Origin of the sequence: Geodermatophilus obscurus, assembly GCF_900143215.1 — a bacterium.
Lineage (GTDB): Bacteria > Actinomycetota > Actinomycetes > Mycobacteriales > Geodermatophilaceae > Geodermatophilus > Geodermatophilus obscurus_A.
The window spans coordinates 35,366-59,425 of the sequence record NZ_FRDM01000009.1 but is presented as its reverse complement, the minus strand read 5'-3'; the positions used below and the strand labels follow the sequence as shown (position 1 = coordinate 59,425).

General features: G+C 76.4%; 23 protein-coding genes. 10 read left to right on the top strand and 13 right to left on the bottom strand.

Annotated features, from left to right (window positions below; genetic code table 11):
* Positions 1-88: 88 nt before the first annotated feature.
* The 3 genes from BUB17_RS10980 to BUB17_RS10970 are packed head-to-tail and all read left to right on the top strand — an operon-like array spanning position 89 to position 3,067.
* Positions 89-1,213 (top strand): outer membrane protein assembly factor BamB family protein, encoded by a 1,125-nt coding sequence (locus BUB17_RS10980; RefSeq protein ID WP_072917933.1) that lies wholly within the window; start codon positions 89-91, stop codon positions 1,211-1,213.
* Between the two features lie 46 nt (positions 1,214-1,259).
* Positions 1,260-2,198: an alpha/beta fold hydrolase gene (locus tag BUB17_RS10975; protein WP_072918080.1), complete on the top strand. Its 939-nt coding sequence runs from the start codon at positions 1,260-1,262 to the stop codon at positions 2,196-2,198.
* On the top strand, positions 2,195-3,067 hold the full coding sequence (locus tag BUB17_RS10970; RefSeq protein WP_072917932.1) for an oxygenase MpaB family protein: 873 nt from the start codon (positions 2,195-2,197) through the stop codon (positions 3,065-3,067). Before BUB17_RS10975 ends, BUB17_RS10970 begins: the two co-directional genes overlap by 4 nt.
* A 117-nt stretch (positions 3,068-3,184) precedes the next feature.
* On the opposite strand, the gene BUB17_RS10965 is transcribed toward BUB17_RS10970, so the two are convergent.
* The 5 genes from BUB17_RS10965 to BUB17_RS10945 all read right to left on the bottom strand — a co-directional run bounded on the left by BUB17_RS10965 (position 3,185) and on the right by BUB17_RS10945 (position 6,572).
* Entirely contained in the window at positions 3,185-4,039 is an 855-nt protein-coding gene (locus BUB17_RS10965) for a RecB family exonuclease (protein ID WP_072918078.1), read from the bottom strand.
* Positions 4,040-4,049: 10 nt separating this feature from the next.
* Positions 4,050-4,925 carry a PHP domain-containing protein gene (locus BUB17_RS10960; RefSeq protein WP_072917930.1) on the bottom strand — a complete coding sequence of 292 codons (876 nt, stop codon included), beginning with the start codon at positions 4,923-4,925 and terminating at the stop codon, positions 4,050-4,052.
* Complete coding sequence (locus tag BUB17_RS10955) at positions 4,925-5,656, bottom strand: PH domain-containing protein (RefSeq protein WP_072917929.1); 732 nt, start codon at positions 5,654-5,656, stop codon at positions 4,925-4,927. Before BUB17_RS10955 ends, BUB17_RS10960 begins: the two co-directional genes overlap by 1 nt.
* Before the next feature lie 5 nt (positions 5,657-5,661).
* A complete protein-coding gene (locus BUB17_RS26810; protein WP_175561334.1) occupies positions 5,662-5,820 on the bottom strand; it encodes a hypothetical protein in 159 nt (52 codons plus the stop codon).
* Between the two features lie 128 nt (positions 5,821-5,948).
* On the bottom strand, positions 5,949-6,572 hold the full coding sequence (locus BUB17_RS10945) for a DUF6758 family protein (RefSeq protein WP_072917926.1): 624 nt from the start codon (positions 6,570-6,572) through the stop codon (positions 5,949-5,951).
* A gap of 74 nt (positions 6,573-6,646) precedes the next feature.
* Between BUB17_RS10945 and BUB17_RS10940 the strand changes: the two genes are divergently transcribed.
* Positions 6,647-7,072 (top strand): NUDIX hydrolase, encoded by a 426-nt coding sequence (locus BUB17_RS10940; protein ID WP_072917924.1) that lies wholly within the window; start codon positions 6,647-6,649, stop codon positions 7,070-7,072.
* 24 nt (positions 7,073-7,096) lie between these two features.
* Here the strand turns inward: BUB17_RS10940 and BUB17_RS10935 are convergent, their stop codons facing one another.
* Complete coding sequence (locus BUB17_RS10935) at positions 7,097-7,606, bottom strand: MaoC family dehydratase (RefSeq protein ID WP_072918077.1); 510 nt, start codon at positions 7,604-7,606, stop codon at positions 7,097-7,099.
* Positions 7,607-7,739: 133 nt separating this feature from the next.
* Between BUB17_RS10935 and BUB17_RS10930 the strand changes: the two genes are divergently transcribed.
* Positions 7,740-8,240 carry a hypothetical protein gene (locus BUB17_RS10930; RefSeq protein WP_072917923.1) on the top strand — a complete coding sequence of 167 codons (501 nt, stop codon included), beginning with the start codon at positions 7,740-7,742 and terminating at the stop codon, positions 8,238-8,240.
* The gene (locus BUB17_RS10925) at positions 8,237-9,148 is read left to right on the top strand and encodes an HTTM domain-containing protein (protein WP_072917921.1); all 912 of its coding nucleotides are present in this window, start codon (positions 8,237-8,239) and stop codon (positions 9,146-9,148) included. Before BUB17_RS10930 ends, BUB17_RS10925 begins: the two co-directional genes overlap by 4 nt.
* A 19-nt stretch (positions 9,149-9,167) precedes the next feature.
* Here BUB17_RS10925 and BUB17_RS10920 read toward each other — a convergent pair whose 3' ends face one another.
* Entirely contained in the window at positions 9,168-9,461 is a 294-nt protein-coding gene (locus tag BUB17_RS10920; RefSeq protein WP_072917920.1) for a WXG100 family type VII secretion target, read from the bottom strand.
* Positions 9,462-9,612: 151 nt separating this feature from the next.
* Here BUB17_RS10920 and BUB17_RS10915 point away from each other — a divergent pair, with 151 nt between their 5' ends.
* On the top strand, positions 9,613-13,818 hold the full coding sequence (locus tag BUB17_RS10915; RefSeq protein ID WP_141242987.1) for an FtsK/SpoIIIE domain-containing protein: 4,206 nt from the start codon (positions 9,613-9,615) through the stop codon (positions 13,816-13,818).
* 20 nt (positions 13,819-13,838) lie between these two features.
* Here BUB17_RS10915 and BUB17_RS10910 read toward each other — a convergent pair whose 3' ends face one another.
* The 4 genes from BUB17_RS10910 to BUB17_RS10895 all read right to left on the bottom strand — a co-directional run bounded on the left by BUB17_RS10910 (position 13,839) and on the right by BUB17_RS10895 (position 18,134).
* A complete protein-coding gene (locus BUB17_RS10910; RefSeq protein ID WP_072917917.1) occupies positions 13,839-14,351 on the bottom strand; it encodes a DUF6912 family protein in 513 nt (170 codons plus the stop codon).
* Positions 14,352-14,423: 72 nt separating this feature from the next.
* A complete protein-coding gene (locus BUB17_RS10905; protein ID WP_072917916.1) occupies positions 14,424-15,803 on the bottom strand; it encodes a WS/DGAT/MGAT family O-acyltransferase in 1,380 nt (459 codons plus the stop codon).
* Between the two features lie 79 nt (positions 15,804-15,882).
* A complete protein-coding gene (locus tag BUB17_RS10900; protein WP_072917913.1) occupies positions 15,883-17,178 on the bottom strand; it encodes a CpaE/TadZ family protein in 1,296 nt (431 codons plus the stop codon).
* Positions 17,178-18,134: an SAF domain-containing protein gene (locus tag BUB17_RS10895; protein ID WP_072917911.1), complete on the bottom strand. Its 957-nt coding sequence runs from the start codon at positions 18,132-18,134 to the stop codon at positions 17,178-17,180. The genes BUB17_RS10900 and BUB17_RS10895 overlap by 1 nt, the downstream gene beginning before the upstream one ends.
* Before the next feature lie 181 nt (positions 18,135-18,315).
* Between BUB17_RS10895 and BUB17_RS10890 the strand changes: the two genes are divergently transcribed.
* The gene (locus BUB17_RS10890; protein ID WP_072917909.1) at positions 18,316-18,591 is read left to right on the top strand and encodes a helix-turn-helix domain-containing protein; all 276 of its coding nucleotides are present in this window, start codon (positions 18,316-18,318) and stop codon (positions 18,589-18,591) included.
* 68 nt (positions 18,592-18,659) lie between these two features.
* Here the strand turns inward: BUB17_RS10890 and BUB17_RS10885 are convergent, their stop codons facing one another.
* Positions 18,660-19,229, bottom strand: coding sequence for a hypothetical protein (locus BUB17_RS10885; RefSeq protein WP_072917907.1), 570 nt, complete (start codon positions 19,227-19,229; stop codon positions 18,660-18,662).
* Between the two features lie 102 nt (positions 19,230-19,331).
* Here BUB17_RS10885 and BUB17_RS10880 point away from each other — a divergent pair, with 102 nt between their 5' ends.
* Positions 19,332-20,060, top strand: coding sequence for a LysM peptidoglycan-binding domain-containing protein (locus tag BUB17_RS10880; RefSeq protein WP_072917904.1), 729 nt, complete (start codon positions 19,332-19,334; stop codon positions 20,058-20,060).
* 42 nt (positions 20,061-20,102) lie between these two features.
* Positions 20,103-20,687 carry an Rv3235 family protein gene (locus BUB17_RS10875; RefSeq protein ID WP_072917901.1) on the top strand — a complete coding sequence of 195 codons (585 nt, stop codon included), beginning with the start codon at positions 20,103-20,105 and terminating at the stop codon, positions 20,685-20,687.
* Between the two features lie 116 nt (positions 20,688-20,803).
* On the opposite strand, the gene secA is transcribed toward BUB17_RS10875, so the two are convergent.
* Positions 20,804-23,998 (bottom strand): preprotein translocase subunit SecA, encoded by a 3,195-nt coding sequence (gene secA / locus BUB17_RS10870; protein WP_072917899.1) that lies wholly within the window; start codon positions 23,996-23,998, stop codon positions 20,804-20,806.
* Positions 23,999-24,060: the final 62 nt, after the last annotated feature.

The window sequence follows — 24,060 nt, the reverse complement described above, 5'->3', positions numbered from 1 at the left end:
CCCGCCCCTCCCCCACCCCTCGCTCCGCTCGGGGCGGACCCCTGGAGGCGGGCCGTCCCAGCACGTGACCACGCTCGGGAGGTGGCCGATGCGCCCGCCGCTGCGGGTGTGGGGGTGGACGGCGGCCGCCCTCGCGCTGGTCGTCGTCTGGGCCCTGCTGTGGCGGGGCTCGGACGCGGCCGCCACCGACAGCACCACCGCAGCACCGGCCGACGTCCCCACCGGGACGCCGGCCGGTGCCGTCTCCGCCGCCTGGTCCGCGCCGACGACGCCGACCGGCGGCGCGGTCCGTGCGACCGTGGACGGCGGCCGCGTGGTCGTCGGCGACGAGCACGGGGTGCGCGCGCTGGCGGTCGACAGCGGCGAGGAGGCCTGGCGCTACACCCGCGCCAACGCCCGGCTCTGCGACTGGACCCTCGTGGGCGGTCGCGTCGTCGCCGTCTTCGGCACCGAGGACCGCTGCGACGAGGCGATCGCGCTCGCCGTCGACACCGGCGTGCGGGCCTGGACCCGCAACCTCGACCTGCGCCCCGACGCGGTGCTCTCGAGCACCGAGGGGATCGTGCTGGCGACCAGCCCGACCGGCGTGCTCACCCTCGACCCGGTCGGCGACAGCATCCGCTGGCGGGCCGATCCGGACGAGGGCTGCTCGTTCGCGGACGGCGACGTCGGCGGCGCAGGCGTCGCCGTCCTGCAGACCTGCGGCGGGTCGGTGCAGGTGCGCCTCCTCGACGGCTACGACGGCACTCCGCTGTGGACCCGGGACGTGGCCGGGGGGACGACGCTGGCCGCGTTGGCGCAGGCGGTCGTGGTCGCCGGGGACGACGGCGTGCAGCTGCTCGCCGGCGCCGACGGCGTCCCGCTCGGGTCGCCTCTCGGGGAGGCTGCGGGCGAGCCGCTCGCGACCGGCTTCGGCACCAGCGCGCTCGTGTGGGCCGACGGCACGCTGACCGTCGTCGACCAGGGCACCGGCGCGGTCTCCTGGCGCACCCCGGCCTCCGGCCTGACCGCGGGCACCGCCGACCGGGCGCCGCTCCCCGCGGGGACGTCGGTCCCGGTGCCCGAGGGGAACGCCGTCGTCCTCCGCGACCTCGTCACCGGCGACGAGCTGCAGCGCGTCGACGCCCCCGGACTGGACGCCGGTGGGCTGGTCACCGTGGCCGGCCCGGTCCTCGTCCACCAGCTGCCCGACCGCGTCACCGCCTACCGTTGACCCGCCGGCGCGGCGCGGTCGCGGCGGGCGATGTTCACTGGTGGGCATGGTGATGCCCGACGGCCCGGACGACAGCGCTCCCGTCTCCATCGCACCCGACGACCTCCGCCAGCTGGCCGAGCACGACGCACGGCAGCGCAACTTCGAGGGCGGCGCCGGCCCGCTGGCGGCGCTGGACACCGGGGGGACCGGGGACCGCGGCACCGTCCTCCTGGTCGCGGGCTTCACCGGCAGCAAGGAGGACTTCGCGCCGCTGCTGCGCCCGCTGTGCGCCGCCGGGTACCGCGTCGTCGCCCTCGACCAGCGGGGCCAGTTCGAGTCCCCCGGGCCCGATGACCCGGCGCGCTACTCGGTGGCCGAGCTGGCCGACGACCTCCTCGGCGTCGCGCGGCAGCTGCGTGCCGAGGGCGCAGCTCCGCTGCACCTGGTCGGGCACTCCTTCGGCGGTCTGGTCAGCCGGGCCGCGGTCCTGGCCGAGCCGGCCGCGTTCAGCACGCTCACCCTGCTCGGCTCCGGCCCTTCGCGGCTGGGAGGCGCCCGGGCACAGCTGCTCGCGCACCTCACCCCGCTGCTGGACGAAGGCGGCGTGCCCCTGGTGCACGAGACGCTCGAGCAGCTGGCGATGACCGATCCCAGGGCCCAGCTGGTGCCGGAGCCGACCCGCCAGTTCCTGGCCCGGCGGTTCCTCGCCAACAGCGCCGCTGGCCTGCGCGGCATGGCCGATGCGATGACCAGCGAGCCGGACCGGGTCGCGGAGCTCGCGGCGACCGGCGTCCCGGTGCTGGTGGCGCACGGCGCCGCGGACGACGCGTGGACGCCGGCCGCGCAGGAGGACATGGCGCGCCGGCTCGGCGCCCGGCACGGGGTCATCGCCGGCGCGATCCACTCCCCCGCCATCGAGAACCCGCCCGGCACGTGTGCGGTCCTGCTCGACTTCTGGGCCTCCGTGCCGGCCACGGCCGACGCGGCCGGGGCGCTCCGGTGAACCGGCTGCCGTCGGTCGACGACTTCACGGCCGAGGAGGACCTGCTCGGCTTCTTCGGCCCCGACAGCATCAGCTGGCGGATCCACGCCGACCCGGCGTTCTCCATCGGTGGCCTCCGGGCGCTGCTGCTGCAGGCGCTGCACCCGGTCGCCATGGACGGCGTCGCCCGCTTCTCCACCGCCTTCACCGACGACCCGTGGGCGCGGCTGACCCGCACCGCGGAGTACGTCGCCACCCTGACCTTCGGCACCCGCCGCGAGGTGCTGCGGTCGGTGCGCCGGGTGCGCGGCATGCACCGGCGCAAGTCGGCGGTCGAGCAGACCACCGGCCGCAGCTACGCCGTCGACGACGCCGACCTGCTGCTGTGGGTGCACTGCTGCGAGGTCGACTCGCTGCTGTCGGTCGCCCGGCGGGCCGGGGTTCCGCTGACCGACGCCGAGGCCGACCGGTACGTCGCCGAGCAGGTGACCGCCGCGGTGCTCATCGGCTGCGAGCCCGACGACGTGCCGGCGAGCGTGGCGGAGCTGGACGACTACCTGCAGCGGACCCGCCCGCAGCTGGGAGTGACCCCGGCGGCGCGGAACGCCTCCCGCTTCGTCCTGCTGCCGCCGATGCCCGGCTGGGTGCAGCTGCTGACCCCGGCACGGCCCGCGTGGGGCACGCTGGCGGCGCTGGGGGCCGCGACGCTGCCCCGGTGGGCGCGCCGGCTGTACGGACTGCCGGGCTACGGCCTGACCGACACCGCGGCGACCGCCGCCGTGCGCGCCTTCCGCCGGGCGGCGCTCACGGTTCCGGCGCAGGTGCGGGAGTCGCCGATCGTGCGCTCGGCCCGGGAACGCGTCGCGTCCGCCGAGCCGCTCACCGCCTGACAAAGGCCCCCCTGCCCCCCACCACTCGCAAGCTCGCGGCGGGACCCTGCAGGGGGCCGCCGTCCTCCCCACCCTTCGCAGGCCCGGGGCGGGGGCTCGGGGCGGGGCCGAGGGGCGTCATCCCTGCGCGGCGGTCTCCTCGGCGAGGAAGCTCCACGACTCCCGCGGCGGGGTGGCCGCCTGACCGACCGAGCAGCTGGGCCGGAAGTCGCACCAGCCGCACTGCCGGCCGGGAGCCGCGGGGAAGGCGACGTCCGGGTCCTCCCCGCCGTCGACGGCCGCGGTGGCGGCGGCGATGTCGGCGGCGACGTCCTCGGCCCGCCGGACGTGGTTGGCCAGCGACCGGTCGGTGTGCTCGAAGGCGGCCACCGTGCCGGTGGGCAGGTGGTGCAGCTCGACCCGGTTGCACGGCCGGCGCAGCGTGCGGCGCACCCCCAGCACGTAGGCGGCCAGCGCGGGTGATCCACGGGCCTCGTCGTCGGTGCAGACCGAGCGGCCGGTCTTGTAGTCGACGACCACCAGCTCGTCGCCGCGCTGGTCGATCCGGTCGACCCGGCCGGACAGCGCCAGCCGCTCGGTGGTGGCGGCGACCTGGCGCTCGGTGCCGACCGGCTCGTCGGCGGGATCGAGGCCGGTCACGTAGTCGGTGAGCCAGCCGGCCGCCCGGGCGCGCCACCGCTCGGACTGCTCGGCGTCGCGGAAGCCGGCGGTCGACCAGACCCCGTAGAGCAGCTGGCGCGCCGCGCCCGGGGTGCGCCTGGTCAGCGGCAGCTCCCACCACGAGCGCAACGCGGCGTGCACCGCCGAGCCCATGCTGTTGTGCGCCCAGGCCGGGCCCTTCGCCGGGGTGGGCCGGTCGACGTAGGCGTGCCGGTAGCGGCGCGGACAGTCGCTGAAGGCGGCCAGCTTGCTCGGTGTGGCCGGGAACAGCCGCCGCGGCATGCCCGGCATCTCCAGCTGCGCGGCTTCCATGCCGGTCACGCTAACCGGAGGCGCCGGTGCTCCCGCCGAACGACGCGGCGCCGGTGCCCGCCGCCAGCAGCGCCTCGAACTGGTCCGGCGCGGTGGTGCAGGCGCCGATCGGTGTCGTCTTGTTGCTGCCGTGGTAGTCGCTGGAGCCGGTGACCAGCAGCCCCAGCTCGCCCGCCAGGCCCCTCAGGTGGGCGCGCTCGTCCGGGTCGTGGTCGGGGTGGTCGACCTCCAGGCCGAGCAGCCCGGCCTCGGCCATCGCCGCGATCGCCTCGTCCCCGACCACCCGGCCGCGCCGGGTCGCCAGGCCGTGGGCGAACACCGGCACCCCGCCGGCGGCACGCACCAGCGCGATGCCGGCGAGCACGTCGGTGTCGGCCTTGGCGACGTAGAAGGGGCTGCGGTGGTGCAGCAGCGTGGCGAAGGCGTGGTCGACCGACTCGACGACGCCGGCCTCGACCAGGGCCCGCGCCACGTGCGGCCGGCCCACCACCCCGCCGCCGGTGCGCTCGACGATCTCGCTCCACGCGACCGGGTGGCCGGCGTCGGCGAGGGCGGTCACGATCCGCTCGCCGCGGCCGAGCCGCTCATCGCGCAGCCGGGCCCGCTCCGCTGCCAGCGCCGGGTGCGCGGGGTCGAAGAGGTAGGCCAGCAGGTGCACGCTGATCGGCGGTGAGCCCGCGGGGAACCAGCGGCAGGACAGCTCCATGCCCGGGACGACGGTGAGCCCGTCGGGGCGGGCCCGCTCCGCCTCGGCCCACCCCGCGGTGGTGTCGTGGTCGGTGAGCGCGACGACGTCCAGGCCGGCGGCCCGGGCCGCGGCGAGCAGCTCCGGAGGGCTGTCGGTGCCGTCGGACACCGAGGAGTGGGTGTGCAGGTCGATCCGCATCAGCGCCCAGCCTGCCGCACCCGCTGGCCGGCCACCTTCGCCGAGCGGGGACGCCGCGAGGGCAGCGGCGGGATCGGCTGGGTGTCCCGCCGTCCGTCGGTGGCGGTCTGCGCCGCGGGGCGGTCCGGCGACGGGGGCGGGAGCCGACGGGGCTGCCGCGGCGACGGTTCGGCCTCGCCCTCGTCGTCGCCCTTGTCGGCGCCGTTGTCGCCGAACAGCAGGTCGCTCACGTCGCGGTACAGCACGCCGGCCCGCGGCAGGTAGGTGATCTCCGACAGCGCCTGCTGCTGGCCGGCCGACTCGAAGCGGAAGGTGCCGTAGCCGAGGAGCTGGCCGAACGGCGTCTCCTTGTACGTCAGGTCGGTGATCCGGCGCAGCGGCAGCAGGGCCACGGTCCGGACGATGATCCCGGTGGTCAGCAGCACCCGGCGGTTGGTGACGATGAAGTGCCGCATCCACCACTCGCCGACCCGCAGCGCCAGGTACCCCAGCGCCCCGACCAGCACGATGAGGCCGACGCTGGCGGTGACCCGGTTCTCCGGGTCGAGCACCATCAGCCAGAGGCTGACGGCCAGCGTCGGGAGCGCCTTGGCCGCCGGCACGATGAGCACGGCCCAGTGCCGGCGGGTGGCGACGACGGGCGGCTTCTCGTGCTCGAGCAGGTACTTCTCGGCGTCCTTGCTCCACCGCGGCCGGCGGCCGTCGGGAGGAGGCGTCGCCGGGCCGCCCACGCCGGCTAGGCGAGCGAGTCGAAGAACGAGGCCAGCGAGGACGCCGCGTTCCCCAGGGCCTGGCCGGCGGTGCGGACGAAGTCGGCCGAGTCCTCGGGCGCCGAGATGACGTAGAAGACGACGAAGGCGAGTGCCAGCCAGGTGAGGACCTTCTTCACCGTCACCTCCGCGGTTGTGTCAGGCGGGCGCGCGGACGGGGTCGCCCGCACGGCGAGCCCCATGGGTAACACACGCCTCAGGGCTCCCTCCCGGGACACGCCGCCCGGGATGTCGGTCGATCCGGTCCGGTCCGTCACGGTCCGGGCAGCAGGTGCTCGCTGGGCGGGCCGAGCGGCAGGTCGGGGTAGAGACGCTCGCGCAGGTCGAGCAGCTGCAGCCGCTCGGCGAGCAGCCAGGCCGCGGACATCGGCCACATGACCAGCCACAACCAGACCCCGTAGGCCTCCCCCACGAAGGCGGCCCGGTCGTCGGAGGTCGGCACAGCCCACAGCGGCGCGCGCTGCCCGGCGGCCTCGACGTCGGCCGACGAGGGGCCGGAGATGACGTCGCCGGGGTCGAGGCCGGGCAGCCCGGCGTACCCGCAGCCCACGCCCGTGCCCGGCTCCTCGGCGACGAGCACCAGCTCGGCCGAGCCGCCGAGCGGGGCGGGCCCGGCGCAGTCGACGACGATGGCCCGCGCGCCGGGCTCCCCGCCCCACGCGAGGCCGGTGACCGTCCAGCCCGACGGCATCGGGTCCGGAACCCACGCCGGGACCCGGGCGTCGGCGGTCACCGCGGCGATGGCGTCGTGCGCCACCAGCAGCGTGTGGTGCAGCGGGGTCACCGCCCCGTGCACGTGGCACCAGGCCTGGGCCGGGTTCCCGGGACGGACGACCACGCGCTGGCCGCAGCGGGGACAGACCGTGGTGGCAGTCATCGGGCATCACCGTCCTGTGACCTGACGGGTTCGTCAAGCGCTGACCCGGCGGGGTCGTGCGTACCGTTCGGGGCGTGCCGCCCGCCGCCGACGCCCCCGTGCGGGTGGTCGCCTGCGTCGGTGCGGTGGTGTTCGACCCGCGCGGCCGGCTGCTGCTGGTCCGGCGGGGCAACGAGCCCTCGCGCGGCCTGTGGTCGGTGCCGGGCGGGCGGGTGGAGGCCGGCGAGTCGGTGGCCGCGGCGGTCGAGCGCGAGGTGCGCGAGGAGACCGGGCTGGCGGTGCGGGCCGGCGCCGAGGTGGGCCGGGTGCGGATCCCCGGCTCCGGCGTCGTCTACGACGTCGTGGACCTGACCTGCACGCTGCTGGACCCCTCGGCCACGCCGGTCGCCGGGGACGACGCGGACGCCGTCACCTTCGCCGATGCGGCCGACCTCGAGCGGCTGACCTGCACGCCGCGGCTGCTGGAGACGCTGAGCGGCTGGGGCGTCCTGCCGTCCTGACCGGGCGCGGCAGCACGCCGCCGGTCATCCGCGCGGCTTCGGCTCCGGGCGGCCGGGCTGCTCGCCGCCGCGGGCCTCGCCGTAGGAGCGCTTGGGCACCATCACCTTGCGCCGGAAGGTGCAGACCACCGTGCCGTCCTGCTTGTAGCCGATCGTCTCGACGTGGACGACGCCGCGGTCGTCCCTCGACCTCGACTCGGTCTTGTCCAGCACCGTCGTCTCGCCGTAGATGGTGTCGCCGTGGAAGGTCGGCGCCACGTGCCGCAGCGACTCGATCTCCAGGTTGGCGATGGCCTTGCCCGACACGTCCGGGACGCTCATGCCGAGCAGCAGCGAGTAGACGTAGTTGCCGACGACGACGTTCTTGCCGAAGTCGGTGGTCTCCGCCGCGTAGTGGGTGTCCAGGTGCAGCGGGTGGTGGTTCATCGTGATGAGGCAGAACAGGTGGTCGTCGTACTCGGTGACCGTCTTGCCCGGCCAGTGCTTGTAGACCGCACCGACCTCGAACTCCTCGTAGTACCGACCGAACTGCACCTGCTGCCTCCCGTTGTCGACGCTGACAGCGGACACCGGCCGGTCGCAGGCGCGGCCCACCACGCCCGGCGGGCCAGTTGCCCACCCCGCGTCGGTGACCCACCTGGACGGCCGCCGATCCTACGATGCGCCCGTGGTACCGGCTCCTCCCGTTCCGGACACCGGGGAGACCGGTGTCCTGACGCTTCCCCCCTCCGGCCGGCGGGTCCGGCTCGCCGCCACCGCCGTGGTGCTCGCGCTGCTGCTAGGAGGCACCCTGTGGGGCAACGACTCCGAGTTCCCGTTCGGCCCGTTCCGGATGTACTCGACGCGTGCCGACCCCGACCGGCCGGTCGTCTCCACCAGCGTGGTGGGCGTGACCGCCGACGGCGACGAGGTCCGGCTCTCCGGGGGCGAGGTGGGCCTGCGCCGAGCGGAGTTCGAGGGGCAGCTGCCCCGCCTCGTCGAGGAGCCGCAGCTGCTCGGGTTGCTGGCCGAGTCCTACGCCACCGGCCACCCCGACGCCGAGCCGCTCGTGGCGGTGCGGGTGGTGCAGCGCCGCCACGCGCTCGACGACGGCCGGCGCACCGGTGAGATCACCGAGAGCGTGCTCGTCGACCACGCCGTGACGACCGGTCAGGAGGGCACCCCGTGAGCGCCGCCGCGCCGTCGTCCGCACCCCGGCGGGTGGGCTGGGACTGGTGGTTCCGGCCCGTTCCGCTGGCGCGCATCGCGGTGTTCCGCACCATCGCCTACCTGTTCGTGCCGGTCGACGTCTTCCTGACCACGGCATGGGTGCGGGCGCACGGCGACGTCCCGACCGAGTGGTACGCGCCGCTGACCATCGGCCAGTTGCTGCCCCTGCCGGCGCCCACCCCGGCGGTGGTGTTCGTCGTGCAGTGGACCCTGGTCGGCACCGCCCTGGCGGCGGCGACCGGCCGAGCGCCCCGACTGCTCGGCACCGCGGTGTTCCTCCTCTACTTCGAGTGGATGGTCATCGCGATGAGCTACGGGAAGGTGGACCACGACCGGATCGCCTACCTCGTCGCGCTGGCGGTGCTGCCCACCATCGGGCGCGTGCGGTGGCGCGACAAGCGCTCCTCCGAGGCGGCCGGCTGGGCCATGGCGGCCGTCTTCGTCACCGTCATGCTCACCTACTTCCTCGCCGCCTGGGCCAAGATGCGCTTCGGTGGCTGGGACTGGGCGACCGGCTCCACGCTGGCCCGGGCAATCGTGCGGCGCGGGACCGTGCTGTCGGACTGGCTCCTCGAGACACCCGGCCTGCTGGTCGGCGCCCAGTGGACGATGCTGGCGCTGGAGTTCGCTGCACCGCTGATGCTGCTCGTCTGGTCGGCCCGCACGCGCGTGGCGCTGGTGGTCTTCCTGCTCGGCTTCCACCTGGCCGTCTACGCCGGCGTGGCGATCATCTTCCTGCCGCACTGCGTCGCGATCCTGTCGATCCTGCCGTGGGAGCAGCTGCCCGGGGTTGCCCGGCGGCTGCGGTCCCGCGGCGGTGGACGCCCGGCCGAGGTGACCCCGGCCGGGACCGCGCCACCGGGCTGAGCCCGCACCCGGGCCGGCGTCAGAGCAGCGCACCGATGCGGGCCGCCATGTCCGCCTCGTGCTGCTGGTAGGACGCCGCCACGCCGTCGAGGAGTCCGCCCATCCCGGTGAGCGCGTCGCTGACCCCCTGGGCGCTGAGCCGCCACTGCTCGTAGAGCTCGGTGAAGCGGGCCGCGGCCTGGCTGTCGGTCCAGCCCTCGAGCACCGAGGCGTCGACGGTGCTCGACAGGGTGCTGTGCCGGGCCGTGGTGTCGGCGGCCTCGGCGCGGCACTGGCCGGCCAGCGACTGCAGGGTGGCGATCTCGACCTTCACGTGTCCTCCTCGTGGTCCGGGTCCCTCCCGGTCGGGGTGGACGGTAGGGGTCCTCGGCCGGTACCGGCCCCGGCCCTCCACAGCCCCGCCCGACGTCCACAGATCCGTGCGCGGAACGCGGTGGGCGGTCTGCGGCGAGCAGGGTCCCGGCGTGCCCGCCCCCTGCCCTGCCACCCGGTGCTGGACCCTCGTCACGCCCACCGGCGCCCTCGACGTGGCGGTCTCGGCCCGGAACGACGACCGGCTCGGCGCGGTCCTGCCCCGGCTGGCCGCCGCCCTGCGCCTGCCGTCCGCGGAGCTCTGGTCCGGCAGCACCCGGCTGGACGACGAGCTGCCGCTGAGCGATCCGGCGCTGGCACACGGAGCGCTGCTGGGGCTGGGCCGGCCCGGCCCGCGCCCGGGCCTCGCCACGCGGTCGAGCGCGCTGGAACTGCACGTCGTCGGGGGCCCGGACGCAGGCACGGTCCTGTCGCTGGCGCGGGGTCGGCACGTCGTCGGCCGCGGCGGTGAGGCCACCGCCCGGCTGACCGATCCCGACGTGTCCCGCCGGCACCTGCTGGTGGAGGTCGGCACCGGGGACCTCAGCGTGCGCGACCTCGGGTCCAGCAACGGCAGCGAGCTGGACGGCGAGCCGCTCGACGGGGAGCCGCGGCCCTGGCCCGCGGGCGCGCCGATCCGGCTGGGGTCCAGCACGCTGCGGACGGCTGGGCCCGGGAGCGCCCGGGCCACCCTCGGGACCGGGGACGGCGGGCGACTGCGCCTGCACCCGCGTCCGCGGTTGCACCCGCCGCGCGAGGACGTCGAGGTCACCTTCCCGGCCGCGCCCGCCCCCGCGCCGCCCCGGCGGCTGGCGTGGGTCGCGGTGGCGCTGCCGGCGGTGGGCGGTGTGGCCCTGACCTGGGTGCTGGACGCGCCGCACTTCCTCTTCTTCGCCCTGCTGAGCCCGGTGGTGGCGGTCGGTACCTGGTTGTCGGACCGGTGGTCGGGTCGGCGCAGCACACGACGCGCCAGCGCCACCCATGCAGCCGAGCTCGCCGCGGCGCGGAACCGGCTGGCCGCAGCACTGCGCGCCGACGAGCGCGCCGCGGAGGCCGCGCACCCCGACCTGGCCGTTCTCACCACGGCGGCGCGCCGGCGGTCCACCGACCTGTGGCAGCGCCGCCGGGGGGACGCTGACGCGCTCGCCGTGCGGATCGGAACCGGCCCCGGGGAGTCCCACGTGGTGCGGGTGGAGTCCGACGGTCCCCGGCGGCGGGAGCCGTCGGAACTGCTGCCCGTCGTCATCGAGCTCGCCGGCACCGGTGGGCTGGGGGTCGCCGGTCCGCGCGCCCCGGCGGTGGGCGTCCTCAGGGCCGTCCTCGGCCAGCTGGCAGCGCTGCACGCTCCCGGTGAGGTGGAGCTGGCGTTGCTCACCACCCCCGACCGGCTGGCCGACTGGGCGTGGCTGCGGTGGCTCCCGCACCTCGCCGCCGAGGCGGTGCAGGTCCACTCCGCTCCCCCGGCCGACGGCCCCGACGGGGACTCGCTCCGCTGGTTCACCGCCCTGCTGTCCCGGCGGGCAGCGGCCGAGGACGGTGCACCCGGCTGGGTCGTCGTGCTGGTCGACCGGCCGGTCGGCCCCTACCTGCTCGCCGCCCTGCGCACGGCCCGATCCGCCGGTGTCGTCCCCCTGGCCTGCGGGTCGTCGACGGCCGACCTCCCCGGGCTGGGCGAGGCGGTGCTGCAGCTCGGTGGCGAGACCGGCGGGCAGGCGACCCTCCTCCGGTCCGGCACCGGCCGGCGGCCGGTCACGGCGGTCGACCGGCTGCCCCGCCGCGTGGCCGCGCAGCTGGCCCGCGACCTGGCAGCGCTGGCACCGGCCACCTCCGACGCCGCCCTCCCCCGGCACGTCCGGCTGCTCGACCTGCCGGCCGCCGGGGCGGTTCCCGCAGCCGCGGGCGCGCCGTCCGGCGGCTGGTCCCGTGCCCGGGACTCGCTCGTCGCGACGCTGGGCCGCACCGCGACCGGCGACCTGTCGGTCGACCTGTGCCGGCACGGACCGCACGCCCTGGTGGCCGGGACGACGGGTTCTGGCAAGTCCGAGCTGCTGCAGACCCTCATCGCCGGCCTGGCCCTGGCACACCCGCCGGACCGCTGCACGTTCCTGCTCGTCGACTACAAGGGCGGCGCGGCGTTCGCCGAGGCGGCCGCGCTCCCGCACACCGTCGGCCTGCTGACCGACCTCGACGGCGCCACCACCGCCCGCGCGCTCCGGTCGCTCACCGCCGAGCTCACCCGACGCGAGGCCCTCCTCGCCGCCCATGGCGTGCCGGATCTGAGCGCCCTGCCCGACGCGGTGGAGCTGGCCCGCCTGGTGATCGTCGTCGACGAGTTCGCCGGGCTGGCCGAGGAACTGCCCGCCTTCCTGTCCGGGCTCGTCGGGATCGCGCAGCGGGGTCGCTCGCTGGGCGTGCACATGGTCCTGGCCACCCAGCGGCCCAGCGGGGTCGTCTCCCCCGAGATCCGGGCCAACTGCACGCTGCGCGTCTGCCTGCGGACGACCGACGAGGCGGAGTCCCGGGACGTCCTCGGCTCCGCACAGGCCGCCGCCCTGCCGGTCGACACCCCCGGCCGCGGCTACCTGAGGGCCGGCGGGGGCGCCGCGGTGCTCTTCCAGGCCGCGAGGGTCAGCGGTGGCCCCCTCGACGTCCGGGACGGTGGAGCGCAGGTGGCTCTCTGGCGCTGGCCGGCACCCCCGGCGCCCGCACCTGCAGCGGGTCCGGCCGGGCAGAGCGACCTCGCCGTGCTGACCGGGACGCTGGGGCGCCGGGCCGGCGAGACGGGCCTGCCGCTTCCGCACCGGCCGTGGTGCCCCGCTCTCCCGGACCGCCTGACCGCCGAGGACCTCGAGCACCGGGGTGGGCGGCCCGCCGCGGTGGACCGGTTGCGACTGGGGCTGCTGGACCGCCCGGACGTGCAGGCGCAGGAACCGCTCGAGCTGGACCTGGCCCGCGCCGGCGGATGGCTCGCGGTCGGCGGGCCCCGCAGCGGGCGGACGACGTTCCTGCGGACCGTGCTGGCCGAGGCGGTCACCGCACTGGCCCCCGACCGGCTGCACGTGCACGTGCTCGACCACGGCGGAGGCGGACTGGCCGCGACGGTGGCCGGTCTGCCGCACACCGGTACCGCGGTCGGCCGGGACGACGCCCTGCGCACCGTGCTGCTGCTGGACCGGCTGGCGCAGGAGGTGGCCGCACGGCGCGCCGCCCCGCCGGAGGACCCGCCGGCGCACCTGCTGCTGCTCGTCGACGGCGCGGAGTCGGTCATGGCGCAGCTGGACGAGTCCGATCCGGGCCGGGGGTCGGCGGCGCTGCTGCGCCTGGTCCGGGACGGCGGAGCGGCCGGGCTGACGTGCCTGCTCACCGCCGACCGGGCGGTGCCGGGCGGCCGGCTGGCCAACGCCGTCGGCACCCGGCTGGTGCTGCCGCTGGCCGACCGGGCCGACTACGCCGTCGCCGGTGTCCCGGCCGGCACCGTGCCCGGGCACCGGCCGCCGGGGCGCGCGCTGGTCGGCGAGGACGCCCGGGAGTGCCAGCTCGCGCTGCCCCGCCGGCTGCCCGGCACCTGGCCGGGTGCCGCCCCCGGACGGCAGCGGCCGCTGTCGGTCCCCGAGCTGCCGGCCGCGCCCGTGCTGCCGCTGCCGGCGGCGACCGGCTCGGGGCACCCGCTGCTGCTGCCGGTCGGTCCGGGCGGCGACGACGGCGGCGTGCTGACCGTCGACCTGGCCCGCACCGGAGGCCTGCTCGTCGCCGGGCCACCCGGCAGTGGCCGGACCACGGCGCTGGAGGCCTGCGCCCGCCACCTCGCGGCCGCGGGGGTCGCGGTCCGGCACGTGGTCCGGAGCACGCTGGATGCGGACGCGGACGGTGCGCCGGGGCAGGTGCGGCTGGACGCCACGGACGTCGCCGGCTGGCAGGCCTGGCTCGCCGGCCTGCACGGCAGCCCGGCCGCCGTGGTCGTCGACGACTGCGCTCTGCTCGCCGACTCCGCGGTGCTCGGCGCGCTGCCCGCGGCGGGGTCCGTTCCGGGCGTCGTCCTCGTCGTGGCGGGGACGGCCGCCGAGCTGTCGGCCGCCTACCGGGGTCCGGTGCCCGCGCTGCGGCGGCGGCGCAGCGGCCTGCTGTTGTCCCCCGGTCCCGGGGACGCCGACCTGCTCGGCATCCGGCTGCCCCGCACGCCGGTCCCCGCGCGCCCGGGGTCGGGCTGGCTGGTGGTGTCGGGCACCGCGCAGCGGGTCCAGGTGGCCCGCCGCGATCCGCCGGCGGGGAGCGCGGTCGAGGCGCTCGCGGGCAGCGGGGCGTGCGGAGCGGGGTGGTGACCGCCCGCTCCGGGCCGCGCTCAGAGCAGCTCGAGCAGCGCCCCGATCTCCTGGGTGGCGTACCAGGCGAGCTCGTGCCCCTCCGCCTGGTCGACGACGAACTGCGCGTCCGCGCTGCCGAGGTCGGCCTCGAGCACGACGCCGACGGCCGCCCGGACGTCGTCCTCGGCCGCGGCGTCGTCGACGTGCGCGCTGGCCACATCGGCTCGGGCGACGTCCGTGGTGACCCGGACGGCACCACGGTCGGCGTCGGGGTCCTCGATGTCGTCGACCGCGGCGTCGGGGACCTCGGCGGCGAGCACGACCCGGCGGCGGGCCGCCGACGGGTCGACGTCGATGAGCCGGAGGCTGGCCCGCGCGGCCGCCAGCAGGGCGGCGTACTCGAGCTCCTCCTCGTCGGCGCCGGCGTCACTGAGGGCGTAGAACTCCCGCAGACCCGGGGTGACCGCGAAGGCGGTGAGCGGCCCGGTCAGCCGCCCGTCGTCCACGAGGGTCCGCAGGACGCTCGTCGTGGCGGGCAGGTAGACACGCACCGGGCTGGCTCCTTCGTGCTGGACGGACGCCCGACGGTATCCCGGCGCCCGAGCGGTCCCGCCCGCCCCGGGTCAATCCGCGGTCTCGACCAGGCCGGCGAGCTCCTGCTCGATCAGGTCGGCGAGCACGTCGACGTCCCCGACGCCGTCGCGGTCGGCGTTCAGGCCGAAGAAGACGCGGCCGTCGTAACTGGTGATGCCCACCGACAGACCCTGCCCCGGCGCCAGCGGGACGACGGGGAAGACCTCGAGCATCCGGGCGCCGGCGGCGTAGAGCGGCACCTGCGGGCCAGGCACGTTGGTGACCACCAGGTTGGCCATCCGGCGGGACAGGCCGCGCGCCGCCCGGGCGCCGAGCGCGTGCAGGGTCGGCGGGGCGAAGCCGGTGAGCGCGATGAGCGTGTCCGCGCCGACCGACCGGCCGTGCTGGCTCACACCGCGCATCGCATAGCTCAACCGCGTCAGCCGGACCCGGGGGTTCGGCTCCCCGACCGGCAGGTCGACCAGGTAGCTCGACACCCGGCCGCCCGGGACCTCCCCATCCTCGTCCTGCACCGACACCGGCACCAGCGCCCGCACCGAGGTCGAGCCGAGGACGGCCTGGCCACGCGACAGCAGCCAGTCACGCACCGCCCCGGTCACCACGGTCAGCAGCACGTCGTTGACCGTGCCGCCGTGCGCCTTGCGCACCCGCTTGACGTCGTCGAGCTCGGCCCGTGCCACCGCCACCCGGCGCTGGCTGCCACTGGTCGCGTTCAGGAGGCTGTGCGGTGCCGGGAACAGGGCCGACCGCGCTGCCCGCACCGCCCCGCCGGCCGCGCTGGTCAACCGCGCGCCGGTGGCCCGGGCGTCGGTGACGGCGTGCCGGGCGGTCTCCACGACCGTCGACGGGCGCTGCACGTACTCCTCCACCGCCTGGCCGACCAGCCGGAGCGCACCGGGCAACGGGCGGGGGCGCCACTGCTCCGGCTCGGGGAGGGACGCGTCGGGCGAGTCGTCGAGCAGGACCTGGCCGATGTCGACGGTGCCCAGCCCGTCGACCAGCGCCGGGTGCGTCTTGGTGATCACCGCGACCCGGCCCTCGGGCAGGCCCTCCACGACGTAGAGCTCCCACAGCGGCCGGTTCCGGTCCAGTGGCCGCGCGACCACCCGGGAGACCAGGTCCAGCAGCTGGGCCTGCGTCCCCGGCCGGGGCACCGCGGACCGGCGGACGTGGTACTCGACGTCGAAGTCCGGGTCGTCGGCCCACACCGGGTTGGCCAGGTGACCGGGCACCTCCAGGACACGCTGCCGGTAGCGCGGGACGAGGGGCAGCCGGGCCTCCACCAGCGAGGCCAGCGCGTCCAGACCGCCCGTGGGCGGCTCGAGTACGAGCACGCCGGCCACGTGCATCGGGTTGTCCGGCTTCTCCAGGTAGAGGAACGACGCGTCCAGGGTGGTCAGGCGCTCCACCTCAGGTCTCCTCCCGGTCGGGGTCCCCACGCTACGACGCGGCACCGTCGAGGGGCACCTGGGACGGAGTGGTCGCCGCTCAGCCGGCGCGCCGGCGCAGCCGTGGGCGCCCGCGACCGGCGACCGGCACCGGCACGCCGGTGAGCGCCGCCGCCATGGACCGCAGCCCCTCCCGCAGCGGGGAGGACGGCGCCACCTCGGCCAGCGTGCGCCCCTCGGCCAGCGCCGCGTCGGTGGCGCGTCGGTCCGCGGGCAGGAAGAAGCCCACCGCGCGGCCGGAGAAGCGCTCGAGCGCGGTCCCGATCTCGCGGCGGGGGTCACCGGGCACCGGGCCACGCCGCACCTGGTTGACGACCACGACCGGCTCGACGTCGGGGAGCACGTCGCGCAGCTCCCCGAGGGCGCGGATGCTCCGCTGCAGCGCCACGGGGTCCGCCCCGCTGACGCAGAGCACGACGTCCGCGGCCTCGAGGACGGTGAGCGTCACGCCGTTGCGCCGGGGCGCCGCGGTGTCGAAGGAGAGCTCCTCGTCCTCCTCGAGGCTGAAAGCGCAGTCCACCACGGTGAGCTCGGCACTGCGGCGCACCTCGTCGAGGACGGCGGCCACGGCGTGCGGGCGCAGCTCGGGCCAGCGGTCCGCGCGTGCCAGGCCGGTGAGCACACCCAGCCGCGGGCGCACCGCCCACGCCAGGCGGCCGAGCGCCGCCTCGTCGAAGGTGCCCGCGGCCGCCTGCCGGGCCGCGCCGGCCAGGCCGGGCGACTCGTCGAGCAGGCCGAGCACCTGGGCCACCACACCGCCGTAGACGTCGGCGTCCACCAGCAGGGTCGGCACGTCCAGCCGTGCGGCCTCGTCGGCCAGCCCCACGGCCACCGTGGTGCGGCCCGGCGCGCCGGTCGGGCCCCAGACCGCCACCACCCGACCCCGGCCGGCCGGCCGTTCCGGCGCGGGCTCGGGAAGCCCGTGCGCGGGCAGGGCCGCTCGCGGGTCGGCGATGTCCCGCCCGGGCGCCGGGCCGCCGGCCACCGCCTCGCGGAGCGCCCGGGCGATCTCCTCCGGCTCGGCGTCGGCGGGCAGCACCCGCCCGATCCCGAGGCCGCGGAGCCGGTCCGCGGCCTGCTCGTCCCCAGGGTCGACCAGCCCGACGACGGCCACCCCGGCCGCCGACAGCCGAGCGACGGTGTCGCCGTCCAGGCGGCGCAGGTCCGCCGACAGGAGGGCGGCCTGCGCCGTTCCGGTGGCCGCTGCGGCCAGCAACTCGGAGACGTCCACGCACCGGCGGACGACGGTGACGCCGTGGTCGGCCCGGTCGAGGGCACCGACCAGCGCGGACTCCCAGCCGGCACCGGTGACGGCGGTGAAGACCTGCAGTGCCATCAGGGCGTCCCGGTCGCCGGGGCGGCGGGCGCCACGGCGCCCGGCTCGGCGGACGGCGTCGCGGCGGACGCAGCCGGCGGGACGGCCGGGTCAGCGGCGGGCGGCGTCGTCGGAGCGGCGGGCGGCGGAGTCGGCGGAGCGGTGGGCTGCGGAGTCGGCGCGACAGGCGTCCGCGACGGGACCGTGGGCGCCGACGAGGAGCCCGGTGCCGGCGTCGCGGTCGGGCGGGCGGACGGCGTCGCCGCCATGCCGGCGGCGACGTCCACCGAACCGTGGACCACGACCACCAGCGGCCGGCCGCCGATCGTCCCGAGCACGACCGGCGCCTGGTCGACCGGCACCGAGACGACGACCTGCACCGTGGTCGTGGCCGTCGAGAGCACGCCCTCGGTGCGCCCGGAGACAGCCTGCACCGGTGCCGCCGCCACGACCAGGGCCACGCTGCCGTCCCCTGCTGCGGTGGCCCCGGCAGCGGGGTCCGCCACGGCGTAGACGTCGACGACCTGCCCGCGGTCCAGCCCCGGCGGCACGTACCCGGCCTGCACCGGCAGCGCCAGCTGCACCAGCCCCGCGGGCTCCTCCAGCGCCGTCCGCGGCAGCAGCTCTCCGTTCCGCACCCCCCGGGCGAGGGTGCGGCCCTCCGGGCGGGTGCTCGTGGCGAGGTAGGCGCCGGCGACGTCGTCGAGCCGGACGTCCACGGCCACGAGGTCCCCGGCGGTGAGCACCGTGCCGGCGGCGAGGTCGCCCGCGGCCGACCAGACCGGCACCGTCGCGTCGGCGGCGGCGACCACGCGCGCCCCCAGCAGCACAGAGCCGAGCACCAGCAGGACGCCCAGGACCAGGCGCAGGTCCAGCCAGCGCGGGGGCCGGACCCGTCGCGGTGCGGCCCCTGGCACAGGGGCGGCCGGGCCCGGGGCGGCTGCCAGGGCGGTGGGCACGGTGCGCGTGGCGCTCACAGCCAGCGGTTCCTCCATCTGCACGGACGCCGTGGACGGCGAAGGTGGGCCACGGTCGGAGGCAGATGATGCGGCAGCGGGGCCGGTGCGTGCAGGCGCTGTCCACACGTTCGGGGTTGTGGACGGCGCGCATGCCACCCGGACGGGGCTGCCAGACTGTCCGGGACCGGACGGAGACCTGATGCCCACACCGCGGTTCCTGACCCTCGACGACGTCGCCGAGATCCTCAACGTGTCGTGGTCCCAGGCCTACGCGCTGGTGCGCCGCAAGGAGCTGATCGCCATCCAGATCGGCGGTCGCGGCCAGTGGCGGGTCGAGAACGAGGAGCTCGAGCGCTTCATCGCGCGGAAGTACGCCGAGGCGCGCGCCGGTTCGGTCCCCCCCGAGCCCGCGGCCGACGAGCCGGCCGGGCAGGACGACGCGGCGAGCACCCCCGGAGGGCGCGGCCGGGGCTGACCCCGCACGGCGCCGGAGGTCGCCCGGCCCGGGCCGGACTGGTCCGGTCCGGTCCGGTCCGGTCGGAGCTAGTCGAGACCGGGCGCCAGCGTCCGCACCACCGCGACCGCCGGCAGGGCGATCGCCCGCACACCGCGCACGGCCGCAGCCCGACGCGGCTGGTCGGCCGCGTGCTCGGCGAGCTCCACGTGGTCGGCGCCGACGCCGTCCACGGTGCCGATGTGCACCGCGCCGTCGTCGAGCACGACATGCACCACGCTCCGGTCGCGGGCCAGGCCACGCAGCGCCCGCCGCAGGTCCAGCCGTGCGCGGACCGGGCCGGGGTCCTCGGCCGGGGCCGTGGCCCGCCCGAGTCCACCGACCGTCCGCACCGTCGACGTCGCCACCAGGACCTCGCGGCGGCCGTCGTCGGTCAGCAGCAGCCAGTCGGCCCCCACCTCGACGAGGACGCCGGCGACGTCCCCGGCGCCGCGGCACCGCAGGGTCAGCGGGTGGCCGAGCGCGCCGGCCAGCCGGTCCACCAGCCGGACCGCCCCCGCCTCCGCGCGCCGGCGCGAGGCGTCCTCCGCCCGCTCGGCCGCGGCCTCTGCCTCGTCGAACTCCGCCTGCAGGTCGGCGAAGAGCCGTTGCCACCGCATCCGCCACCTCCTCGGTTTCCACAGTAGTGGGTGCCAGACCTTGCGTTTGCATGCGTTTGCTTGCTTTAGTCACGCGGCACGTCGACCAGTCGAGGAGGAGACATGTCGATCCGGCGCCTGCTGGGGACGACGGCAGCGATGGCTGCTGCGGCCGCCGGCCTGTCCGCGGTCACCCCGGACCTGGCCGCCGTCGCCGACGCCGGTCTGGACCTGCAGCGCGCCGTGGACACCGCCGGCCCGGAGACGGTCCTGCTCGCCGGTGTCGCGGCGCTCGCCTGGGCCGTCTGGCTCTGGGGCGCACTCGGCCTGACCCTCACGGCGTTCTCCGCCCTCCCCGGGGCTGCGGGCACGCTCGCGCGGGCCCTGACCCGGTGGGTGCTGCCCGCCGGCGCCCGGCGCGCGGCGGCCCTCGCCCTCGGCGTCGGACTGGTCACCGGGGGCCCGCTGCTGGCCGGTTGCGCTGCGGCCTCGGGCGCGCTCCCCCGGGCCGTCGCCGTCGTCTCCGCGGAGGCCCCCGCTCCCTCCGCGCCGGAGCCGGTCGCGGACTGGCCGGCCATGCCGTCCCTGGAGCCCGGACCCGACCGGCCGACGTCCGCACCGGTCGTGCCGGACTGGCCGGCCCCGGTGGCGGGCGAGCACGTCGTCCTGCGGGGGGAGTGCCTGTGGGACCTCGCCGCGGGCGACCTCGCCCGACGGACCGGCAGGACCCCGACCGACGGTGAGGTGGCCGCCGCCGTCGACGCCTGGTGGCAGGCCAACGCCGCGGTGATCGGCCCCGACCCCGACCTCCTGCTGCCGGGCCAGGTGCTGCGCCCACCCCCGGCGTCCTGACCTCGCCGCCCCGTCCGTTCCCGAGCCCCGGAGCACGCCCTGATGACCGCACCATCCACCCCCGCCCAGCTCGCCGTCGACGGGACCGCGCCTGCGACCGGTCCGCAGCCGCTGCGCGCGGCGACGCTGCGGCTCACCGTCGTCCCGACGCCACAGCCACCACTGGACCCGCAGCCGGTGCTGCGGCTGGTGGTGCCGGGCGCGGCGATCCCGCGGGCGCCCCACCGGCCGGGTCCGCGGCCCCGCCCGGAGGACCCGCCCGCGGGCTTTCCGCCGGGCTTCGAGCCGACCTGGTCAGGCCGTGCCGACCTGCCTGATCCGCAGATCGCCGGCCGGCGGCTGCTGACCCTCACCCTCGAGGCGCTGGCCGGGCGGAGACCGCTGACCCAGGTGCAGCCGCTCACCGCCCTCGGCGTCTACGCGGCCCTCTCCAGCGGCCGCCGGCCCCGGTGGTGCGCCGGCGGGACCGCTCCGGTGCTGCTGGGTCCGGTGCACGTCTGCGAGCCGGTCGACGGGGTGGCCGAGGTCACCGCGGTGGCCCGCCGCGCCGGCCGGGCACACGCGGTCGCCGCGCGGCTCGAGGGCATCGACGGCCGGTGGCGGTGCACGGCGCTGCAGATCGGCTGAAGGCCAGACGACGGCCCCCAGCACGGTCCCGCCGCGGCCCCGTCCGGGTCCCGGCCTGAGGTTGCCAACGGTGGGGAGGACGGGGTCCTGCCACGGTGGGGGCAGGGGGTCGTTTCTCAGGCGCGCGAGGGCGCCCCGTGGCAGACCTTGTACTTCTTGCCCGAGCCGCAGGGGCAGGGCGCGTTCCGGGCCGGCTCCTTGGTGCCGGTCACGGTCGCGCTCTTGGCCGCCTTGACCCGTCCGCTCTCCCGGGGCGAGGCGTCCAGGCTCGGCGCCGAGTAGCTGAGCTGGTCGCTGCGGTGCGGGTCGTCGAGACCCGTCACCGACAGCTCCGGACCGGTGCCCGCGGGCACCGGCTCGTCGGCCTCGGGCGCCGCCGGGGCGAGGGCCTCCGGCGCGGCGTGCCGACCGCGCCGGGCCGTCCCCGTGCGGCGGGCCGCCGGGACGGGCTCGGCGACCGGCGCGACGCCATCGCCCTCGACCGGCGCAGGAGCCGGCTCGACCGGCGCCGGGACCGGCTCGACCGGCGCCGGGGCCGGGGCCGGCTGCGCCGGCGCGGGAGCGGGCTGAGCAGCCGCGGGCGCAGCGGGAGCCGACTCGGCGAGGGGCGGCTCGGCGAGGGCCTGTCGGGCCGGCGGGGCGGCAGCCGGGGCAGCGGGCGCCGGAGCCGCCGCGGCCGCCTGCGCCGCTGCGGCCTGCGCGGCCGCCCCCTGCCGGGCCCGCACCCGCGCCGTCCCCTGCTGGGCCGCCGCCAGCGCCTTGGCCTCGGCCTCGGCCTGCGTGGCCCGCGCCTCGGCGTCCTGCTGCTCCTTGGTCTTGACCTCCAGGTTGAACAGGAAGCCGACCGACTCCTCCTTGATGCCGTCGAGCATCGACATGAACATGTCGTAGCCCTCGCGCTGGTACTCCACGACCGGATCGCGGTTGGCCATCGCGCGCAGGTGGATGCCGGCCCGCAGGTAGTCCATCTCGTAGAGGTGCTCGCGCCACTTGCGGTCGAGCACGCTGAGCAGCACCCGGCGCTCGAGCTCCCGCATGACCTCCGCGCCGAGGGCGGCCTCGCGCTCCTCGTAGGCCCGGTGGACGTCGTCGAGCAGCTCGCTCTTGAGGACGTCGGCGGTCAGCGCCGCCTGGTCGCCGTCGGCCACCCGGTCGATCAGCTCGTCGCGGTCCAGGCCCACCGGGTAGAGGGCCTTGAGGCCGGTCCACAGCTGCTCGAGGTCCCAGTCCTCGGCGTAGCCCATCTCGGTCGCCCCGTCGACGTAGGCGCTGACGACCTCGTCGACCATCGCGCGGACCTGCACGTGCAAGTCCTGCCCGTCCAGCACCTTGCGCCGCTCGGCGTAGATGACGGTGCGCTGGCGGTTGAGCACCTCGTCGTACTTCAGGACGTCCTTGCGGACCTCGAAGTTCTGCTGCTCGACCTGGGTCTGCGCCGACAGGATCGCCCGGCTGACCATCTTCGACTCGATCGGCTGGTCGTCGGGGACCCGCAGGGTGGTCATCATCGACTCGAGCATCGGGCCGTTGAACCGCCGCATGAGGTCGTCGCCCAGCGACAGGTAGAACCGGGACTCACCCGGGTCGCCCTGGCGGCCCGACCGGCCGCGCAGCTGGTTGTCGATGCGCCGGCTCTCGTGCCGCTCGGTGCCCAGCACGTAGAGGCCACCGGCCTCGGTCACCTCCTCGTGCTCGGCCCCGACCTGCTCCCTGGCTTTCTCCAGCGCGCTGTCCCAGGCCGCCTCGTACTCCTCCGGCGTCCCGGCCGGGGACAGGCCGCGGGCGCGCAGCTGCTCGTCGGCGATGAAGTCCGGGTTGCCGCCGAGCTGGATGTCGGTACCGCGGCCGGCCATGTTGGTGGCCACGGTGACCGCGCCCAGCCGACCGGCCTGGGCCACGATGTGCGCCTCGCGCGCGTGGTTCTTGGCGTTGAGGACCTCGTGCTTGATACCGCGCTGCAGCAGCAGCTTGGACAGCACCTCGGACTTCTCGACGCTGGCCGTGCCGATCAGCATCGGCTGACCGGCCTCGTGCCGCTCGGCGATGTCGTCGATGACGGCGTCGAACTTCGCCTGCTCGGTCTTGTAGATGACGTCGGAGCGGTCCTCCCGGACCATCGGCCGGTTGGTCGGGATGGGGACGACGCCGAGCCCGTAGGTCTGCGAGAGCTCGGCGGCCTCGGTCTGGGCGGTGCCGGTCATCCCGGAGAGCTTCTCGTAGAGCCGGAAGTAGTTCTGCAGGGTGATGGTGGCGAGGGTCTGGTTCTCGTCCTTGATCTGCACCCGCTCCTTGGCCTCGATGGCCTGGTGCATGCCCTCGTTGTAGCGCCGGCCCGACAGCACGCGGCCGGTGAACTCGTCGACGATGAGCACCTCGCCGTTGCTGACGATGTACTGCTGGTCGCGGTGGTAGAGCTCCTTGGCCTTGAGCGCGTTGTTCAGGAAGCTGATCAGCGGGGTGTTGGCCGCCTCGTAGAGGTTCTCGATGCCGATCTGGTCCTCGACGAACTCCACGCCCTCCTCGGTGATGGCGACCGTGCGCTTGCCCTCCTCCACCTCGTAGTGGACGTCGCGCTGCATCACGGGGGCCAGCCGCGCGAACTCGGTGTACCAGCGGTGCATCGCCGGGTCGCCGGCCGGGCCGCTGATGATCAGCGGCGTGCGGGCCTCGTCGATGAGGATCGAGTCGACCTCGTCGACGACGGCGAAGTGGTGCCCGCGCTGCACGAGGTCGGCTTTGTTCCAGGCCATGTTGTCGCGCAGGTAGTCGAAGCCGAACTCGTTGTTCGTGCCGTAGGTGATGTCGCAGGCGTACTGCTCGCGGCGCTGCGCCGGGCGTTCGCCGGAGAGGATCACGCCGACCGACAGGCCGAGGAAGCGGTGCACCCGGCCCATCCACTCCGCGTCGCGCTTGGCCAGGTAGTCGTTGACCGTGACCACGTGCACGCCCTGGCCGGTGAGCCCGTTGAGGTAGGCGGGCAGGACGCCGGTCAGCGTCTTGCCCTCACCGGTGCGCATCTCGGCGATGTTGCCCAGGTGCAGCGCGGCACCGCCCATGATCTGCACGCGGAAGTGCCGCTGGCCGAGCGTGCGGGTGGCGGCCTCGCGGACGACGGCGAAGGCCTCCGGCAGGAGCTGGTCGAGGGTCTCCCCCTCCGCCAGGCGCTCCTTGAACTCGTCGGTCCTGGCGCGCAGCTCCGCGTCGGTGAGGTCGGCAGTTTCGTCCGCCAGCGACTCGACCGCGTCGGCGATCTTGTTCAGTCGTCGGAGGATCTTGCCCTCACCGGCTCGGAGGATCTTCGAGAACACCACGTGTCCAGGGTAGGCGGCGCCACCGGCCACCCGGGGCTGCCGGCGACGACCCGCCGTGCGCG

Coding starts and splice junctions, on each gene's coding strand:
- BUB17_RS10980 (WP_072917933.1), top strand. CDS start 89: ATGCGCCCGCCGCTGCGGGTGTGGGGGTGGACGGCGGCCGCCCTCGCG.
- BUB17_RS10975 (WP_072918080.1), top strand. CDS start 1,260: ATGGTGATGCCCGACGGCCCGGACGACAGCGCTCCCGTCTCCATCGCA.
- BUB17_RS10965 (WP_072918078.1), bottom strand. CDS start 4,039: ATGGAAGCCGCGCAGCTGGAGATGCCGGGCATGCCGCGGCGGCTGTTC.
- BUB17_RS10960 (WP_072917930.1), bottom strand. CDS start 4,925: ATGCGGATCGACCTGCACACCCACTCCTCGGTGTCCGACGGCACCGAC.
- BUB17_RS10945 (WP_072917926.1), bottom strand. CDS start 6,572: ATGACTGCCACCACGGTCTGTCCCCGCTGCGGCCAGCGCGTGGTCGTC.
- BUB17_RS10900 (WP_072917913.1), bottom strand. CDS start 17,178: ATGGCACTGCAGGTCTTCACCGCCGTCACCGGTGCCGGCTGGGAGTCC.
- BUB17_RS10890 (WP_072917909.1), top strand. CDS start 18,316: ATGCCCACACCGCGGTTCCTGACCCTCGACGACGTCGCCGAGATCCTC.
- BUB17_RS10885 (WP_072917907.1), bottom strand. CDS start 19,229: ATGCGGTGGCAACGGCTCTTCGCCGACCTGCAGGCGGAGTTCGACGAG.
- BUB17_RS10880 (WP_072917904.1), top strand. CDS start 19,332: ATGTCGATCCGGCGCCTGCTGGGGACGACGGCAGCGATGGCTGCTGCG.
- BUB17_RS10875 (WP_072917901.1), top strand. CDS start 20,103: ATGACCGCACCATCCACCCCCGCCCAGCTCGCCGTCGACGGGACCGCG.